We start from the raw sequence: 17,234 nt of genomic DNA on the forward strand, positions 1-17,234 counted from the left end.
CATTCACATAAAAAAACGAACATTATTGCGTAAAAAATGCTCGTTTTTCTTAAATTATTAATCTAAATCTGGTTTATAGAAGGAACGATTGTCCATAGCGAAGATTTTATTGGTCATCTCTCCTTTATCCACCAAAGCTAGAGCCGTTGACATCATCATCATGCTGGCATCTAGATTGTCAATCATATGGATAATCTCTGCCTCCATAACGCGTGGACGGACTGGACTTCCATACTCTAGCAAGCCATGATGACTGAGGATGACATGGCGCAGTAGCACCACTTCTTCTCTAGTATCATCGATGCCTAGTTCCATGACTGTCTTGGTAATTTCACTATCGATGAGGGCTATATGGCCGATGAGATTGCCTCGTACTGTATACTCCGTCTGATTGGGACCGCTGAGCTCTAAAACCTTGGCCAAGTCATGCAACATAATCCCAGCATAGAGCAGGCTCTTATTGAGCTGAGGATAGATCTCACTAATGGCATCTGCCAAGCGCACCATGGTTGCTGTATGATAGGCTAAACCCGTTTCAAAGGCGTGGTGGTTAGTCTTGGCAGCTGGATAGGAGTAGAATTCATTATCGTACTTGGTGTAAAGACTACGAACGATACGCTGCCAGACAGGATTTTCAATCTTGAAAATCATTTGCGACATGTAGTCACGGATTTCCTTGACATCAACTGGCGACTTGACCTTGAAATCAGCTGGATCATTGGGTTCCCCAGGTTGAGGCAGGCGGAGAGTGATTTGATTGACTTGAGGAGTGTTATTGTAGACTTCTCGACGTCCCTGCATGTGGACGACTTTCCCTGCGGTAAAGGCCTCAACGTTATGAGGTTGGGCATCCCAGAGTTTTCCTTCAATCTCGCCACTATCGTCTTGGAAGGTAAAGGCTAGGTAGTTTTTCCCAGCACGTGTCTGTCTCAGGTCAGCTGATTTGATCAGGTAAAAACCTTCAAACAGCTCATCTTTTTTCATGTGACTAATCTTCATATTCTTCCTCATCTTCTTGGAAATGGAGTAGTTCAAGCGCAGGCTCACCTTCTGATAACTCAATGTGACGGAGCGTCCGCTCGATAGCTGTGGTACGACGGTTTAGTAATTCATCAATATTGCCAGAGGCATGTTGGAGATGCTTTTGTGCCTTGACCAGAATGCCCCCGAACTTGCCAAACTCGGTCTTGACACTGGCTAGGGTCTTACTGATATGGTCGGCACTCTTTTGGATATTGAGAGTTTTGAAGCCAACTGATAGAGAGTTAAGCAGGGCCGACAGGGTACTTGGACCAGCAACAATAATCTGCTCCTCCCGTCTCAAATCATCAAAGAAGACCGGATTCCGGACGATTTCTGAGTAGAGTCCCTCTGTCGGAACAAACAAGACTCCAAAATTGGTCGTCCGAGGTGGTGCTATGTACTTGCTCTTGATATCCTTGGCAAAGCGCTTAACGCTTGCTAGGAGTGACTTGCGACAACGTTCGATTTCGTCCTTATCGCCTGCTTCATAGGCTTCTTCTAGGCGATAATAATCCGCCAGTGGAAACTTGGAGTCAATCGGTAGGTAGACATATTCTTGGTCGCCTTGGCCAGGTAACTTGATGGCGTACTCTACTCGCTCGCTAGAGTTTTCAACCGTTGCAAATTCTCGTTCGTACTGGGCAGGAGTCATGATGTCTTCAATGATTTGCCCCAGTTGCAATTCGCCCAGAATCCCTCTCGTCTTGGTTCCAGAGAGAACCTTGTTGAGAGCACCAACGTCGCGGGCAACTGTCTGCATCTCTCCCAGACCACGATTGACCGACTCCAGTTGTTTGGAAACTGTCTCGAAGGAAGCCTGCAAGCGTGTCTGTAATGTCTTTTCCAGTTTTTCCTCGACCGTCTGGCGCATTTGCTCCAAGCGTTGCTCATTTGATTCCTGCAGGGCTTGAAGGCGTTGGTCGGTCTTATCTCTGGTTTGAAGGAGATTCTCGTTCATCTCCTGTCTAACTTGAGTCAGGCCTTGGTGCAACTCTATTCGCACTTCTTGCAAACGATCGCTGACAGCCACTTCCAAGTCTTTTTGATCCAGCTGGCTGACTTGTCTGGCTTGTTCAAAGCGGTAATCCAGTTGATCTGAAAGATTGTCTGCTTGATCCTCCAAGCTCTTGGCTAGGTACTTGTCTTGCTTATCTTGCCTTTGCCAAATCAGAAAGAGTCCAGCTAGGTTGGCAATTAATAATAGTAATAATACAGTCTCCATCCTACCTCCTGTCCTTGCTATGGAGTATGACCACATAGCCATCTGGGCAAGTCACTGAAACTTCCCTATCTACATATTCGTTAGAAGCGTACACTTTTTTAAAGAAAAAATTTTCCTCTGTCAATTCGTACTTAGCTCCGATAATGGTCAGCTGACTATCTCGAACTGGCATAAAGGCTAGGTAATCGTAGTCTGAACGGGGTTCTAGTTGACTGGTCCCTTCCGGACAATAGGCAATCACATTTTGCCCATCCTCAATTGCTATCTGGCGCATAAAGGGGGCCAACTTGGGATTGCTAGGCAGAAAGACATTGGCCAGCATATGGTCAATACGACCACCCAAAGCACCGAAAATAGTGACCTGAGCCTGAGGATTTTGCTCAAAGACGGTTAAAAGTGCCAATTCCAGATCAGTATCATCCTTTTCTGGCTGGGCTTGGACAAAATGATGGGCACGTTTTTGAATCACCTGTCGCTCTTCCGCAGTCACAGAGTCAAAATCTCCAACTGCTAGAGCCAGAGGAAGGTTTTCTTCCAAGACCCAGAGCGAGCCTCGATCCACACCGACAAAGCAATCAAAATTTGTCCGATAATGACCGCGATCTCCGCCTGCAAAAACGGCAACCCTAGTCCAGTTGTTTTCTGAGAGTTTGCACTCGTTCATTGACATCTCCCTTAAAGACATAGGATCCTGCTACAAAAACGGTCGCTCCAGCTTCTTTGGCTTGAGCAATGGTTTGATCATCAATACCCCCATCTACTTCGATCTCAAAGTTCAAACCTTTTTCCTGACGAAGGGCAACCAACTCACGAATCTTATCCATGGTTTCTGGCAGAAAGGCTTGTCCACCGAAGCCAGGGTTAACTGTCATGACTAGGACTTGGTCAACTAGATGAAGCACATGCTTAATCGCTTCAACTGGTGTACCAGGATTGATAACAACTGATGGCTTGACACCGAGTGAACGAATTTTTTGGAGGGCACCATGAATATGAGGCGTTGCCTCTATGTGAATGCTGATGATATCTGCACCTGCACGCGCAAAGTCCTCTAAATGATGTTCAGGATTAGCTACCATCAAGTGGCAGTCAAAGACCATCTTGCTATGGGGACGCAGACTCTCGACCATACCTGCACCAAAACTGATTTGTGGCACAAAGTGACCATCCATGATATCGATATGGGCATACTCTGCTCCAGTTGCTTCTAGGCGTTTGATTTCACGTTCAAAGTTGGCATAATCTGCTGCCAGAATTGACGGAGCAATCTTGTATTGAGACATAGGTTTCTCCTTATTTTGGAATTTTTTTGCTGACTTTTTTGTAGGTTTCTCTGCGATTTTCAATTTCGCTAAGGAATTGTAGGTAGTTGTCAAAACGGAAGCTGGCAATGGCTCCCTCTTCTACAGCTGGCTTGACGGCACAGGACGGCTCATGGGTATGGGTACAAGTACGGAATTTACAGTCTCGACTGACGGTGGCAATCTCTGGAAAGGCCTGGTTGAGGTCTTCTGCTGTTGACACTTCATAATCCAATGATGAAAAACCTGGTGTGTCTGCGATTTTCCCACCATTGAGATTGTAAAAACTAACAGCTCGAGTAGTATGGCGACCACGACCTAGACTATCTGAGATTTCTCCCGTCTCTAGATTGAGGTCTGGTGCGATTTTGTTGAGAAGGGTTGACTTCCCAACACCCGTCTGCCCCATAAAGACCGTAACCTTGCCTGTTAACAAGGGCAGGAGCTCTTCCTTACTAGTCACAAAGTCGTAACCAATAGCACGATAGGTTTGTTGGTAAAAACTTAATTCTTCCCTATCTTCTAGCAAATCCATTTTAGAAATATAGACGACAGGATGGATACCCTTGTACTCCAAAAGAACTAGGAACCGATCCAACAAATTGCTGTTAAAATCAGGTTCCTTGACAGACATGATAACCACAGCTTGGTCGATATTGACAATGGGCGGACGGACCAGACTGTTTTTCCGTTCATGGATCTTGAGAATGTAACCTTCTGAGTTTTCCTCCGCAGAAAAGTCTACCCAGTCCCCGACATAGGGTGTGTGACCTTTTTTACGGAAATTTCCACGCGCGCGTGTCTGATAAACCTGACTATCACTCTCTACATAGTAGAAGCCCGCCAAGGCTTTAATGATTTGTCCCTGCATCTTAGAGCCCTTGTCCTTTTAGCGCATCTGCTAGACTAGCAAATTCTGCCAAGCCGAGAGCTTCTCCACGTACACTTGGTGACAAACCTGCTTGATCCAAAGCCTTGGTCAACTTTTCCTTGACTTCCTCAGTCTTGCCAAAATATCCTGTCAGGTTATTCCACAAGGTCTTGCGACGATGAGTGAAACTAGCTTTGGAAACCTTAAAGAAGAGCTGCTCATCTTCCACAGCTACCGCAGGTTCTGGGCGGCGTACCATTTTCAGGATAGCTGAGTCAACGTTTGGCGCTGGCACAAAGACCGTACGAGGTACGATAAAGGCCACCTTGGCTGTCATGTAATACTGCACAGCAATAGACAAACTACCGTAGGCCTTGGTATTTGGCTGTGCTGAGATACGATCCGCCACCTCTTTTTGCATCATGACCACAAACTCGCTAAAAGGAATGCCACTTTCAATCAGGTGCATGAGAATAGGCGTCGTAATGTAGTAAGGGAGGTTTGCTACGACCTTGATTGGCAAATCAGGATTTTTGAAATTCTGGATATGTTGCGCCAAATCGACCTTGAGAATGTCCTCGTTGACTACTGTTACATTATCAAAATCACGCAAGGTATCAGCTAGAATTGGCACCAAACGATGGTCAATCTCAAAAGCCATGACCTCTGCCGCACGCTCAGCCAAAAATTCTGTCAAGGCACCAATACCTGGCCCGATTTCGATGACATTAACCTGATCATCAATTTCAGCTGTATCCACGATTTTTTGAAGGATATTGGTATCCGTCAGGAAATTTTGCCCGAAGGACTTTTTAAAAGTAAAACCGTGACGCTCCAGCACTGCCTTGGTCACGCTATAATCTGCAATTCTCATCTATTCTCTTTTCTAATATAGTAAGCTTCTGGAGTATAATGATAGAGCAAAACAAAGAAGGGTGTTCCATCAAATCCTTCCACCATTTCTTTTAGGAGTGCATCTGGATGAATGATTTCTCGTGTTTTGGTGAAATAAACTCCGTGTTCCCCGTTTCTATTACGAAGTTCCCAGGCAACATTATTCCCTTGGACAGAAGGTAGGTAACGTTCCATTTCTAGAAAATCAAAAAAATCTTTCACCGTCATATCTTCAGGAATCTCAAATTCTGTCTCATGAGGCAATACATCGTCCCCCATACATACAGAATCTCTATCAACTCGAATTTTCATTTCGCACTGTCCTTATAAGTTTCTATTTTAACGCTATCAAAATAAATCTAAGTACCTCTATTGTAACACATTCCCTTTGTATTTTTGGGCTATCTGGTTATTGTTATCACTTTTAAGGACTCTCCAAACAGATCTCGATATCTAAATTTCTTTCCACTATTGAAGTAAGCATAAAATTTATTTTTCTAATTCTTTATAGATTGTCTATTGAAAAGGTCAGTTGTTCAAGTAAGGAATAGAGTTTTGCTTGCTCCGCTTCTTCATAAGCAAATCTATTTGCTTTTACTTCCCTACATTTCTCGTCATACAAAAACCCGTCATATCCATCTTCTGTAGATAAAGCTGTGTAGACTTTTGCCATTTCTTCCGGGCTAATCGAAAATCTTGACTTGATTTTATACAAATTTTTCATAAAAGCACTGAGGTGATCATAGCGCCGCATATCAACTTTGACATTGGTCACACGGATTGCCGGAACCTTGATACCTTTCCAATGTTTCCGCATATAAAGCGTCAGCATCAACAAGGCCAGTTTATTCTGATAATAGGTCTTGGCAGGACTATAATGTTTTTGACCAGCTAAATTTTCAAAATCAAGCTTCATGAAAGGATAAAGTATCAGCCCTTGGGAAGAAATATTAATAATCCGACCACTCTCAGATTTTTCCAACAAACCTTTCAACAAGGTAGAAAGTAAAAAGGGAGCAACCACGTTGGTCGCAAATTGTTTTTCCAATCCGTCTTTGCTAAGAATTGGCTTTTTGACCGATAAGTCAAAATCAGCTGCATTGTTAATTAGAACGTCTAGAACGTCTTCTTTTTGAATATACTGTTCCGCTGCTTTCCTGACACTCTTAATATCAGATAGATCAACCAAGATATAATCTACTTGTCGATTTCCTGTCTGTTGACGAATTTCCTCACAAGCTTGCTCAGCAGCTTCCTTACGTCTACAAAAGAGGATTACTGACCACCCCTTTTCAGCTAATTGTTTTGCAGCCTGATAGCCAATACCACTATTGCCACCCGTAATAATTACTTTTTTCATTCCTTACTCCGTTAGACTGAATACTTTGCCATCACTTCTTCTACTTCTGCCAAAGTTACTCCAAACAACTCCAACCGCTTGAGGAGTTGCTTGCCGTTGGAATAGCCGATGCGGAGCTGTTCCCCTAGATACTCTCGGCGTCTACGACTGTCTGCTCCCGCTAGGAAACCAAGGCGAATCAAGTCGCTGCGACTGATGTCAAACTCGTTCTCGTTTTCAAATTGCTCTGTCACCTGAGTCAGCGCTGTTTTCAGGTCCTCATAACTAGCATGTTCGATTCCCAATGAACGCCCCTTGGTCTTGGACTTGGGAACCGCTTCATCTCGTTTGAGAAAAGCATGCTGCACTGTTGGAATAGCCGTCATAATCATGCGACGAATGCGCTCACCGTTAAAGTCAGGATCTGTAAAGACAATGACTCCATGCAGTTCATGCAGGCGTTGAATCCGCTCTATATCTTGATCATTGATTGCCGATCCTCGTGTCTCATAGGTCTCTACGTCAAAATAACGTTTGAGATTGGCTGTATCATCGCGTCCCTCGACTACGATGACTTGATATATTTTTTCTTTCATTACTTGCTATCCAATCCAAAAATACGCTCTGCATTGGCACTTGTCACATCAGCTAATTCTTCTGTCGTCATGCCACGCAAGTCGGCGATAAAGTCCACCACATAGCGAGTATAGGCTGTTTTGTTTTCACGGCCACGTTTAGGAACAGGAGCCAGGTAAGGGGCATCTGTCTCAACGAGGATTTCATCCAAAGGAAGTTCCCTAGCAGCCTCTTGGATATCCGTCGCTTTCTTAAACGTCACCACTCCTGAGAAAGAAATAGTCATGCCAAGCTCGACAAACTTCTCAGCCCACTCGAGAGAGCCTGAAAATGAATGCATGATCCCACCACGAGGACTAACGCTCTCACTCTTGATAATCTCATAAGTATCTTCTAGCGCATCACGAGTGTGGACCACAAAGGGCAAATTCAAATCCTTAGACAGCTGAATCTGACGACGGAACACCTGCTCCTGTACTTCCTTAGGTGCTGTCATCCAATGGTAGTCCAGACCAATCTCCCCCAAGGCAACAACCTTGGGATGTTTTAGCTTTTCAAGCAAGTAAGCTTCGACCTCATCTGTGTAAGTGCCTGCTTCCGTCGGATGCCAGCCAATAGTTGCGTAGAGTTGCTCATACTCATCTGCCAACTCTAGGGCTCGTTCAATGGTCGGTTTATCAAAACCAACAATATTCATCCGAGTCACACCCATCTCAGCAGCCAAGGCAAGCTCTTCCTCCTCACGTCCTGCAAATTCTTCCACATTTAAATGTGTGTGCGTATCAAAAATCATCTCTTCTAACCTCATTTTCTTCCATCTATTATACCAAAAATAGCATCCCTCGGCTTGGAAAATATCCAAAAACCAGTCATTCTCTCTTGACTGCCTTTTTTCAAAGCAGTATAATAACACTTATTGAAATTTTCAGTAAAGGAAAAGAAAATGTTTAGAAAATTAAAATATACCTTTATCGGTCGACCACTCAAGTCTCTCACAGACGGCGAAGGGGGATTACTTGGAAAAATGCAGGCACTTGCAATGTTATCCAGTGATGCCCTGTCTTCTATTGCCTATGGACCTGAACAAGTCATTATCGTTTTAGTCAGTCTCTCTCCTCTCGCTATTTGGTGGAGCCTCCCTATCGGTATTTTTGTCCTCTTACTCCTCGCTAGTTTGACGATTTCCTATCGTCAAATCATCCACGCCTATCCTCAAGGTGGAGGAGCTTATATGGTCACTCGGGAAAATCTCTCCCCTGAACTGGGCTTGATTGCAGGAGGCAGTCTCCTTGTTGACTATATGTTGACAGTAGCCGTATCCGTCGCTTCTGGAGCTGATGCTATTACAGCAGCCATCCCTGTCCTCCATCCCTACAATCTTCATATCTCTATTTTCCTAGTCTGCCTGCTCATGCTCTTGAATTTAAGAGGATTGAAAGAATCTGCCAGCTCTCTTATGATTCCCGTCTACCTCTTTATCTTCAGTACCGTCTTTCTCTTGCTTTATGGGTTCTTTCAACTATTTACAGGTTCCCTAAACTATCAGGCGACTTCAACCATTGGACAAACTGTTCCGAGCCTTTCCATCGTTCTCCTACTAAGAGCCTTTACCAGTGGCTCTGCCTCTCTGACAGGGGTTGAAGCTATTTCAAATGCGGTACCATTTTTTAAAACTCCGAAAGAAAAGAATGCTGCTCAGACCTTGACCATCATGTCGCTGATTTTAGGATTTCTTTTTGCAGGCATCACCTTCCTAAACTATTGGATGGGTATCACGCCTCAACACGGAGAAACCATCCTCTCGCAAATGGCCAAGGGCATTCTTGGTGATTCATTCTTTGGTCATGCTAGCTACTATCTCTTCCAGTTCTCGACAGCCTTGATTCTAGCCGTAGCTGCAAATACTGGCTTTTCAGCCTTCCCTATGCTGGCCTACAATATGGCCAAAAACAAGTACATGCCCCATCTCTTTATGGAAAAAGGGGATCGCCTTGGCTACTCCAACGGTATCTTAACTCTGGCCTTCGGGGCTATGATCCTTCTTCTCATTTTTAATGGGAATACTGAACGCTTGATTCCTCTTTATACTATCGGAGTCTTCGTTCCCTTTGCCCTTTCTCAGACTGGTATGATTCGCCATTGGAAAAAGGAAAAAGGAGCAAACTTCTTAAAATCTGCCTTCGCTAATATCCTTGGGGCCATCATTTGTTATGCCATTGTCCTCATTTTACTCCTCTTCAGACTGGGTGATATCTGGCCTTTCTTCCCAATTATCCTAGTTTTAACCTTCCTCTTTTTGTCCATTCACAACCATTACCAAAAAGTGGCAAAACAACTGCGACTCTACGAAGGAATTGAAAAGCGCACTTATGACGGCAATCTTGTCCTTGTCCTAGTAGGAAATGTTACTCGAGTAAGTGTCGGAGCCATTAACTACGCTCAAAGTATCGGTGATGAAGTGTTAGCCATGCACATTTCTACTAAAGAAACGGCGGAAAAAGACCAAGAAATTCTTCAGGAATTTGCCGATTACTTCCCAAATATAACTCTGAAGAATATCAACACTAGCTACCGCGACATCATCACCCCTAGCGTTAAGTATGTCAAACGAATCGCCCAAGAAGCTAAGCAAAAAAACTACACCGTTACAGTTCTCGTCCCACAGTTTATCCCTAACAAGCCTTGGCAAAATATCCTGCACAATCAAATGAGCCTCAAACTAAAATACGCTCTCAGATGGCACGAAGACGTCGTTGTCGCTAGCTACTCCTATCACTTAAAAGAATAAAGAAAAGGCCCTACCAGAACCAAAAAGCGTCTGGTGGGGCCTTTTTCTGAATCCAGCCACTATGCTTAACTAAAAAGCATGACTAGGAAGATTATTGAATGTGGTTAGCTAAATCTTCCTGAGCTTTCTTATTGGACTCAGTTTTTTCTTTTTGCCATTTTTCATAAAGTTCTTGGTACTGTTTCGCAGTCACGGGATCTTTTTGCAACTCAAGGTATTTGTAGTTGTCCGCATCCCCTTTGTGTCCGACAAATGAGAAGGCTCCTGTGAACGGTACAGTCTTACGGAAGATTGGATTAGCTCCTCCACTTTGAACTGGCAGAAAGAGAGCACTATCTGTTAGCCAAGCTTGAACTTCAGCAAATTTTTCATAGCGAGTCTGAGTATTTTCAACCTCATTGTCTGCTGCGTCCAACAACTTCTTGTAGGTAGAGAGACCGAGTTTTTCCTTGACATCATTGTCTTTTCCTGGAGTCAAGCCAAGATTTTTTAACTGAGAACCAGAGTCTGGATCCAAGAGGTCAAGATAGGTCTTAGGATCAGAGTAATCTCCGCTCCAGCCTGAGATGTCGATGTCATAGTCCTTTTGTTCAGCTGTGTCAGCAAAGAAGGTTGCATTGTCTTTCTCGTCTGGAGAAAGTTGAATCACATCGATAACAATATTATCTGATCCAAGTGTTTCTTCAACCGTCTGCTTGAAAGAACTTGCTTGCTGTACATCCAACTTGGCAGTCTGGTCTACCGGCATGTCTAAATGGATAGGGAAGGTCACACCTTCTGCCTGCAAACTTTCTTTGGCTTTGGCAAATTCTGCCTTGGCTTTATCAGCATTCAGGAAAGCAGGTTGCGCGTCATTCAGATTAATATTTGACCACTCTGTACCATAGTTGACCATCTTTTCATTGACAGCATCTCCAAAATTCTTTCCACCGATTTGAACAAAGTTGCTTGGTGTGACAGTGTTTCGAAGGATACGGTCAGCTCCATCTTCTCCATTTGTCTGGGCAGCGTAGGCATGACGGTCAAAGGCAAAGTTAATCGCCTGACGGAAGTCTTTATTTTGCATAGCTAGACGCGAATCTGTTTTTTCTTTATCCGTCTGTTTCATGGTTTGATTGTAACTTTGACGGTTGACATTGAAGAGATAGTAGAAAGTCACAGCATCCTGAGGAGTATAGGTAATCTTATCTTCATTCCCTTTTTTCAGCTGGTCAAAGACAGAGCTTGTCGGGAAAATACGTCCGTCTGTGTAGTTGCCTTCTAAGAATCCTCGAGCCAAACTATCTTGGTCTGAACCATCATAGAAGGAAAGTTTTACCTTCTCAATCTTGACATTGTCCTTATCCCAGTAATTGGGGTTCTTTTCAAACTCAATTAAAGATTTTGATGTGAAAGACTTGAACAAGTATGGCCCATTTGACAGAATACTAGATGGGGTAACACTTCCAAAATCATCACCCTTAGATTTCAAAAAGGCTTCATTAACAGGACTCAAAATCCCCCCTGTTGTCTTCGAATTCCAATAAGACTCTGGCTTGTTCAAGGTGTATTGGAGAGTATAGTCGTCCACTGCCTTGACTCCAACCGTCTCAAAGTCAGATGTTTTCCCTTCGACATAATCTGCCAAACCTTTGATCGAATCCCGTACCAAGTACAAATTCTCAGCTTTTTTATCCGCTGCATACTTGAGACCCGTCACAAAGTCATGAGCTGTCACTTCAGCGTATTCTTCTCCTTCAGAGGTATACCACTTAGCCCCTTGGCGGATTTTGTAGGTATAAGTCAAACCATCTTTTGATACTGTCCACGACTCTGCCATAGAAGGGACGAGGTTTCCGTACTTATCATTTTCCAACAAACCATCGATCAAGTTTGTCGTAATGCTAGAGGTCGAGCCACGTGTCGAAGTGATATAGTCTAATGTATCTGGATTGCTTGCAAATACATAAGAGTAGGTTTTATCTGTATTTGATTGTGCCGAACTACAAGCCGCCATCAAGAAGCTTGCGCTCAAAATTCCAGCCCCTAGTAGGAGGGCTTTTGATTTCTTCATAACTGTTCTCCATTTTTTATAGTATGTGAGATATTATACACTATTTCAGCAAAAATATAAAGCATTTACAGACTGATATTATAGGAAAAAGAAAAGCCAGTAGACTCGAGTTCCTACTGACTTCTTTGTTGAATTCGTTTGGATTATGCAGCCAAAACTTTGCGTCCTTTACGACGACGAGCTGCCAATACGCGACGACCGTTTTTAGTTGACATACGGTTACGGAATCCGTGTTTGCGCGCACGACGAAGTTTACTTGGTTGATAAGTACGTTTCACGATGAATACCTCCTCATAGATTTTGTATTCGTTTAGCCGGCTATAAAGTGATCAGTTACTAAACATACTTTACTATTCTATCTGATTCTGCCAATTTTGTCAATAGCTCCAAGCAAATGTTTTAGAGCTTTTCCTATGAAAGCCCTATCTACGATATTGTTTCAAGAAACGAGTCATCTTTTCTTGGATTTGTGCTAATTCGTCCACACGAGGGAGGTAAACGATACGGAAATGGTCTGGCTCTTGCCAATTAAATCCGCGACCATGAACCAAGAGAACCTTTTCCTGCTTCAAGAAATCAAGAACGAATTGTTCATCGTCATCGATGCGATACATATTGCGGTCAATTTTAGGGAAGATATAAAGACCCGCCTTCGGCTTGACTGCAGACAAACCGGGAATATCTTGAATGGCATTATAGATAAAGTTTCTTTGTTCATAGATACGACCACCAGGAAGGAGCAATTCGTCCACCGACTGGTGACCTCCTAGTGAGGTTTGTACAACTTGCTGGGCCAAAACGTTGGAGCAAAGGCGCATATTGGACAGCATATTAAGACCTTCGATATAGCCTTTAACATGGGTCTTCGGTCCAGACAAGACCATCCAACCTACACGGAAACCAGCGATACGGTGGGATTTTGACAGACCATTCATGCTGACACAGAAGACATCTGGTGCCAAGCTCGCCACAGGCGTATGCACATGCCCATCCATCACCATGCGGTCATAGATTTCGTCCGCAAAGATGATCAAGTCGTTTTGACGAGCGATTTCAATAATCTCCAACAGGAGTTCTTTAGGATAAAGGGCTCCAGTTGGGTTGTTCGGATTGATAAGGACGATAGCCTTGGTATTGGAAGTGATTTTTGACTTGATATCGTCAATGTCAGGATACCATTCTGCAGCTTCATCACAGATATAGTGAACCGCATTTCCCCCAGCTAGGCTGACAGCAGCCGTCCAGAGAGGATAGTCTGGCATAGGCACCAAGACCTCATCGCCATTATCCAAAAGCCCCTGCATAGACATGACAATCAGCTCACTGACACCATTTCCAAGGTAGATATCATCAATGTCCACATTGGGGAAGTTCTTCAGTTGGCAATACTGCATGATGGCCTTACGGGCTGAGAAAATCCCTTTAGAGTCAGAATACCCTTCGCTATCACGCGCATTCATAATCAAGTCATGAATGACCTCATCTGGTGCTGTAAAACCAAATTCTGCTGGATTCCCTGTATTCAGACGTAAAATCTTTTCTCCGTTTGCTCGCATTCGCATGGCTTCTTCCAAAACAGGACCACGGATATCATAAGCAACATGCTCTAACTTACTAGACTTGTTATATTCTTTCATCTTGTTTCCTCAATTCATCGAGATAGTAACATTATACCACTAGAAAGGGATTGCGACAAGTTTCCTGAAATGAGCAAACAAAGAAAAAACTCACAACGACTAGGTTCTCACCTTCTAAATAACTAGAAGGAAGAATCATTTCTCACATACCAAAAGACAAACCTAGAAAGACTAATGCTAAAAAGGAATCATACAAAAGATTAAACATGAGAAAGAGCCCCCACGTGATCAAATAGTCCAAGCGACCACTTCTCTTTGCAATCACAAATAAAATGATGTGGTAGACTAGGTGAAAGAGAAGAAATCCAACAAAACCTCGATAGAGAACAGGCATGACTCTTTCCAGTTGCCAAAGCATCACTACTTCTCCTACAAGTGATGCAAGGATAATTCCATGATAAAGAAGACTGATTTTTTTAGAAGCTTGAACAGACTCTTTCATACTTTCTCATCCCTTCACTAGGTTTCCTAATATCCCATTTTCTTTTATTTTAACATATCTCCACCAAATCGAATCTCCGATAATATTTATTTAAATATGATTTTTACTTTACTTCTTTAGTGAAAAGGATTACAATAAAAGTAAGAAAATTTCAGGAGGTTTCATTATGGCACAACGTTACCAAAATGTTATGGTTGCAATTGATGGTTCTAAAGAGGCAGACTTGGCTTTTGTTAAAGGTGTTTACACTGCTCTACGCAATGATTCCAAGCTCACCATTGCCCATGTTATTGACACACGCGCTCTTCAAAGCGTGTCCACCTTTGATGCTGAAGTTTACGAAGAACTCCAAGTCGACGCTGAAAGTTTGATGAAAGAGTACGAAAAACGTGCAAAAGATGCGGGTGTGACGGATATTCACATCGTCATCGAAATGGGAAATCCGAAAACCCTCCTTGCCCGTACCATTCCAGACGCAGAAAATGTTGACCTGATTCTCGTCGGTGCAACAGGTCTTAATGCCTTTGAACGCCTCTTAGTCGGTTCTTCATCTGAATATATTCTCCGCCACGCAAAAGTTGATTTGCTCGTCGTGAGAGAACAAGAAAAAACATTATAGGAACACAAAAGGAGCCTGCTAGGCTCCCTTTTTTCTTACTTATTTCTCTCTTTATGTCGCTCATAAGCCTTGAGCTGACGCTGCAGTTCCTTTCTGATAGCAGGTTCTGGAGCATATTTTTCGTCCCAGTCATCTGGTTTTAAGATTTTATGTGTAACTGGATCAAAATGGGCTTTTCCATCAGGAAAAACCTTCCCCATGTTTGCCTCATGCACAATATCAAAGATGCGTTCTGGATCCACTCCCATCAAGGCAAAACTGCCGTAAGTAAAATACAGTGTATCGATTAAGGCATCAACCTGCCCGATTAGATCTTTTTGGGCAGGCGTTTTTTGCCTCACCTTTTCGGCCGCCTTATCAAGTGCCGCATGCATGCTGTTAAGTGCCTGCTGGAATTCTTCCTCCGAAGAACTTGCCGCGCGGACAAACTCTACTAATTCTTCAATTTTAAAGTCTGCGCGATGGGTTGCACCTTCAACATCCCATGCCTGTGGTTCTTCCTGAGTTCGTTCATCCATCATGTGATGGAAGGTCTTGACTTTATTAAAGTGGTAGTCCCGACTGACAAACACTTTTTCTGAAGCCAAAACACCAAAGTGCTCGAGCGCCTTGTGGATGCCATCTTGTTGGTTACTTGCTGTAATGTGCTTGGCAACTTCTTTGACGCTGCTACTGCCATTTCCCATAGCTACAGACATACCAACACCTGCCAACATTTCCAGGTCATTGTCTGAATCTCCGAAGGCCATGACTTGGTTGAGATCAAAACCATACTCTTTCCCAACTCGACGAATGCCTTCTAGTTTGGAATTTCCTTGGTTAATGATATCCGCAGCGAAGGGATTGCTTCGAGTTAATTTCAAGTCGTCAAAATCACTTGCAGCTTTCTCAGATTCTTCTGGTGTCATTAGCATTAACACTTGATAGATTGGCTCATTGATCAAACGAAGTAGGTCATCTTCCTTTTGAGGAACTGCCTTGCTGACCATTCGATTAAAGGAACGGCTAACGGTTCTTGTTAAGCCAGTTGGAATGAAACGGCTAACCAGCTGTGAAAAGGATCCGAGACCAAATGACATAATTTTCGAACCAACAACGGCATGCTCAGTTCCAAGAGCGATTTCTTTACGCTCCTTTTTAGCATAGGCAATCAGTTGACGCAGACTTGACTTGGCAATCGGGCTAGCAAATAAGACTTTTTCTTTATTAAAGATATATTGTCCGTTATAAGTTATTGCAAAATCCAGATCTAAATCCTCCATCAATTCCTTGACAAAGAAAGGCCCCCGTCCTGTCGCCACTCCAACAAGCACCCCTTGTTCTTTCACAATCCTAATCGCGTCCTTAGTGGATTTCAAAACACTCTTACGATCGTTGACTAGAGTTCCATCGATATCAAAAAAAACAGCTTTGACTTCCATCCTATCTCATTCTCCCCTTTTGTGTTACAATGATTATACCACATTTCAGAGAGAGTGAGTAAATCATGCCTAAGAAAATCCTTGTTTTACATACAGGTGGGACTATTTCCATGCAAGCAGACGCCACTGGTGCCGTTGTAACTAGTCAGGACAATCCCATGAACCATGTATCCAATCCACTTGAAGGGATTGAGGTTCATGCCCTAGACTTTTTTAACCTACCGAGTCCCCATATCAAACCTAAACATATGCTAGCCCTCTATCATAAGATTAAAGAGGAGGCAGAAAACTACGATGGGGTTGTCATCACACATGGAACAGATACGCTAGAAGAAACTGCCTATTTCCTTGATACCATGGAAATCCCCCACATGCCCATCGTTCTAACAGGAGCTATGCGTAGTTCCAACGAACTCGGTAGCGACGGTGTATACAACTATCTGAGTGCTTTACGAGTTGCCAGCGATGACAAAGCAGCCGACAAGGGTGTGCTGGTCGTCATGAATGATGAAATCCACGCGGCCAAGTATGTTACCAAAACCCATACCACCAACGTCGGTACCTTTCAAACTCCTACTCACGGACCTCTCGGTCTCATCATGAAGCAAGAAATCCTCTACTTCAAAACAGCTGAGCCTCGTGTCCGTTTTGATCTCGAACATATTCAAGGTCTGGTTCCCATCATCTCTGCCTATGCCGGTATGACAGACGAGCTGATCGATATGCTTGACCTAGATCACCTAGATGGATTAGTCATTCAAGCTTTTGGAGCAGGTAATGTACCCAAAGAAACAGCTCAAAAATTAGAAAGTCTCCTCCAAAAAGGCATTCCAGTCGCCTTGGTCTCACGTTGTTTTAACGGAATTGCGGAGCCCGTCTACGCCTACCAAGGTGGAGGAGTTCAATTACAAAATTCTGGTGTTCTATTTGTCAAAGAACTCAATGCTCAAAAAGCTCGCCTCAAATTATTAATTGCTATCAACGCCGGGCTAAAAGGACAAGAACTTCGCAATTACATGGAAGGTTAAAATTGAAAATCAGGAAATCT

At 43.4% G+C, this 17,234-nt stretch carries 18 protein-coding genes; 3 read left to right on the forward strand and 15 right to left on the reverse strand.

Annotated elements, in window-relative coordinates; genetic code table 11:
• Positions 1–57: 57 nt before the first annotated feature.
• From D8804_RS00435 to D8804_RS00480, 10 genes are all read right to left on the reverse strand, one after another.
• Complete coding sequence (locus D8804_RS00435; RefSeq protein WP_125398452.1) at positions 58–999, reverse strand: 3'-5' exoribonuclease YhaM family protein; 942 nt, start codon at positions 997–999, stop codon at positions 58–60.
• Entirely contained in the window at positions 989–2,245 is a 1,257-nt protein-coding gene (locus D8804_RS00440) for a DNA recombination protein RmuC (protein ID WP_185774007.1), read from the reverse strand. The genes D8804_RS00435 and D8804_RS00440 overlap by 11 nt, the downstream gene beginning before the upstream one ends.
• 1 nt (position 2,246) lies before the next feature.
• On the reverse strand, positions 2,247–2,909 hold the full coding sequence (locus D8804_RS00445) for a thiamine diphosphokinase (protein ID WP_125398454.1): 663 nt from the start codon (positions 2,907–2,909) through the stop codon (positions 2,247–2,249).
• The gene (gene rpe, locus D8804_RS00450; RefSeq protein WP_125398455.1) at positions 2,872–3,528 is read right to left on the reverse strand and encodes a ribulose-phosphate 3-epimerase; all 657 of its coding nucleotides are present in this window, start codon (positions 3,526–3,528) and stop codon (positions 2,872–2,874) included. Before rpe ends, D8804_RS00445 begins: the two co-directional genes overlap by 38 nt.
• Before the next feature lie 10 nt (positions 3,529–3,538).
• On the reverse strand, positions 3,539–4,417 hold the full coding sequence (rsgA, locus tag D8804_RS00455; RefSeq protein WP_125398456.1) for a ribosome small subunit-dependent GTPase A: 879 nt from the start codon (positions 4,415–4,417) through the stop codon (positions 3,539–3,541).
• Position 4,418: 1 nt separating this feature from the next.
• Complete coding sequence (gene rsmA, locus D8804_RS00460; protein WP_125398457.1) at positions 4,419–5,291, reverse strand: 16S rRNA (adenine(1518)-N(6)/adenine(1519)-N(6))-dimethyltransferase RsmA; 873 nt, start codon at positions 5,289–5,291, stop codon at positions 4,419–4,421.
• Positions 5,288–5,623, reverse strand: coding sequence for a ubiquitin family protein (locus D8804_RS00465; protein WP_125398458.1), 336 nt, complete (start codon positions 5,621–5,623; stop codon positions 5,288–5,290). The genes rsmA and D8804_RS00465 overlap by 4 nt, the downstream gene beginning before the upstream one ends.
• A 193-nt stretch (positions 5,624–5,816) precedes the next feature.
• Positions 5,817–6,671, reverse strand: coding sequence for an SDR family NAD(P)-dependent oxidoreductase (locus tag D8804_RS00470; RefSeq protein ID WP_125398459.1), 855 nt, complete (start codon positions 6,669–6,671; stop codon positions 5,817–5,819).
• 11 nt (positions 6,672–6,682) lie between these two features.
• A complete protein-coding gene (gene rnmV / locus D8804_RS00475; RefSeq protein ID WP_125398460.1) occupies positions 6,683–7,246 on the reverse strand; it encodes a ribonuclease M5 in 564 nt (187 codons plus the stop codon).
• Positions 7,246–8,019: a TatD family hydrolase gene (locus tag D8804_RS00480; protein WP_125398539.1), complete on the reverse strand. Its 774-nt coding sequence runs from the start codon at positions 8,017–8,019 to the stop codon at positions 7,246–7,248. The genes rnmV and D8804_RS00480 overlap by 1 nt, the downstream gene beginning before the upstream one ends.
• Positions 8,020–8,169: 150 nt before the next feature.
• Here D8804_RS00480 and D8804_RS00485 point away from each other — a divergent pair, with 150 nt between their 5' ends.
• Positions 8,170–10,014, forward strand: a complete 1,845-nt coding sequence (locus D8804_RS00485) for an APC family permease (RefSeq protein ID WP_125398461.1) — start codon at positions 8,170–8,172, stop codon at positions 10,012–10,014.
• Positions 10,015–10,105: 91 nt separating this feature from the next.
• Here the strand turns inward: D8804_RS00485 and D8804_RS00490 are convergent, their stop codons facing one another.
• The 4 genes from D8804_RS00490 to D8804_RS00505 all read right to left on the reverse strand — a co-directional run bounded on the left by D8804_RS00490 (position 10,106) and on the right by D8804_RS00505 (position 14,146).
• Positions 10,106–12,067: a peptide ABC transporter substrate-binding protein gene (locus D8804_RS00490; protein ID WP_125398462.1), complete on the reverse strand. Its 1,962-nt coding sequence runs from the start codon at positions 12,065–12,067 to the stop codon at positions 10,106–10,108.
• A 143-nt stretch (positions 12,068–12,210) separates the two neighbouring features.
• On the reverse strand, positions 12,211–12,345 hold the full coding sequence (gene rpmH / locus D8804_RS00495) for a 50S ribosomal protein L34 (protein WP_000831905.1): 135 nt from the start codon (positions 12,343–12,345) through the stop codon (positions 12,211–12,213).
• A 144-nt stretch (positions 12,346–12,489) separates the two neighbouring features.
• A complete protein-coding gene (locus D8804_RS00500) occupies positions 12,490–13,704 on the reverse strand; it encodes a pyridoxal phosphate-dependent aminotransferase (RefSeq protein WP_000666480.1) in 1,215 nt (404 codons plus the stop codon).
• Positions 13,705–13,846: 142 nt separating this feature from the next.
• A complete protein-coding gene (locus D8804_RS00505) occupies positions 13,847–14,146 on the reverse strand; it encodes a hypothetical protein (protein WP_084948406.1) in 300 nt (99 codons plus the stop codon).
• Positions 14,147–14,312: 166 nt separating this feature from the next.
• Here D8804_RS00505 and D8804_RS00510 point away from each other — a divergent pair, with 166 nt between their 5' ends.
• Positions 14,313–14,765 carry a universal stress protein gene (locus D8804_RS00510; RefSeq protein WP_000079158.1) on the forward strand — a complete coding sequence of 151 codons (453 nt, stop codon included), beginning with the start codon at positions 14,313–14,315 and terminating at the stop codon, positions 14,763–14,765.
• A gap of 35 nt (positions 14,766–14,800) precedes the next feature.
• On the opposite strand, the gene D8804_RS00515 is transcribed toward D8804_RS00510, so the two are convergent.
• Positions 14,801–16,186 carry a Cof-type HAD-IIB family hydrolase gene (locus D8804_RS00515; protein WP_125398463.1) on the reverse strand — a complete coding sequence of 462 codons (1,386 nt, stop codon included), beginning with the start codon at positions 16,184–16,186 and terminating at the stop codon, positions 14,801–14,803.
• A 65-nt stretch (positions 16,187–16,251) separates the two neighbouring features.
• Between D8804_RS00515 and D8804_RS00520 the strand changes: the two genes are divergently transcribed.
• A complete protein-coding gene (locus tag D8804_RS00520; RefSeq protein ID WP_125398464.1) occupies positions 16,252–17,214 on the forward strand; it encodes an asparaginase in 963 nt (320 codons plus the stop codon).
• Positions 17,215–17,234 lie beyond the last annotated feature (20 nt).

The sequence above is a fragment of the Streptococcus oralis genome, assembly GCF_003944215.1.
GTDB lineage: Bacteria > Bacillota > Bacilli > Lactobacillales > Streptococcaceae > Streptococcus > Streptococcus oralis_BI.

What these genes read in the sequence shown, in the direction of transcription:
- D8804_RS00435 (WP_125398452.1), bottom strand. Translation starts at nt 999, where the DNA reads ATGAAGATTAGTCACATGAAAAAAGATGAGCTGTTTGAAGGTTTTTAC.
- D8804_RS00440 (WP_185774007.1), bottom strand. Translation starts at nt 2,245, where the DNA reads ATGGAGACTGTATTATTACTATTATTAATTGCCAACCTAGCTGGACTC.
- D8804_RS00445 (WP_125398454.1), bottom strand. Translation starts at nt 2,909, where the DNA reads ATGAACGAGTGCAAACTCTCAGAAAACAACTGGACTAGGGTTGCCGTT.
- rpe (WP_125398455.1), bottom strand. Translation starts at nt 3,528, where the DNA reads ATGTCTCAATACAAGATTGCTCCGTCAATTCTGGCAGCAGATTATGCC.
- rsgA (WP_125398456.1), bottom strand. Translation starts at nt 4,417, where the DNA reads ATGCAGGGACAAATCATTAAAGCCTTGGCGGGCTTCTACTATGTAGAG.
- rsmA (WP_125398457.1), bottom strand. Translation starts at nt 5,291, where the DNA reads ATGAGAATTGCAGATTATAGCGTGACCAAGGCAGTGCTGGAGCGTCAC.
- D8804_RS00465 (WP_125398458.1), bottom strand. Translation starts at nt 5,623, where the DNA reads ATGAAAATTCGAGTTGATAGAGATTCTGTATGTATGGGGGACGATGTA.
- D8804_RS00470 (WP_125398459.1), bottom strand. Translation starts at nt 6,671, where the DNA reads ATGAAAAAAGTAATTATTACGGGTGGCAATAGTGGTATTGGCTATCAG.
- rnmV (WP_125398460.1), bottom strand. Translation starts at nt 7,246, where the DNA reads ATGAAAGAAAAAATATATCAAGTCATCGTAGTCGAGGGACGCGATGAT.
- D8804_RS00480 (WP_125398539.1), bottom strand. Translation starts at nt 8,019, where the DNA reads ATGATTTTTGATACGCACACACATTTAAATGTGGAAGAATTTGCAGGA.
- D8804_RS00485 (WP_125398461.1), top strand. Translation starts at nt 8,170, where the DNA reads ATGTTTAGAAAATTAAAATATACCTTTATCGGTCGACCACTCAAGTCT.
- D8804_RS00490 (WP_125398462.1), bottom strand. Translation starts at nt 12,067, where the DNA reads ATGAAGAAATCAAAAGCCCTCCTACTAGGGGCTGGAATTTTGAGCGCA.
- D8804_RS00500 (WP_000666480.1), bottom strand. Translation starts at nt 13,704, where the DNA reads ATGAAAGAATATAACAAGTCTAGTAAGTTAGAGCATGTTGCTTATGAT.
- D8804_RS00505 (WP_084948406.1), bottom strand. Translation starts at nt 14,146, where the DNA reads ATGAAAGAGTCTGTTCAAGCTTCTAAAAAAATCAGTCTTCTTTATCAT.
- D8804_RS00510 (WP_000079158.1), top strand. Translation starts at nt 14,313, where the DNA reads ATGGCACAACGTTACCAAAATGTTATGGTTGCAATTGATGGTTCTAAA.
- D8804_RS00515 (WP_125398463.1), bottom strand. Translation starts at nt 16,186, where the DNA reads ATGGAAGTCAAAGCTGTTTTTTTTGATATCGATGGAACTCTAGTCAAC.
- D8804_RS00520 (WP_125398464.1), top strand. Translation starts at nt 16,252, where the DNA reads ATGCCTAAGAAAATCCTTGTTTTACATACAGGTGGGACTATTTCCATG.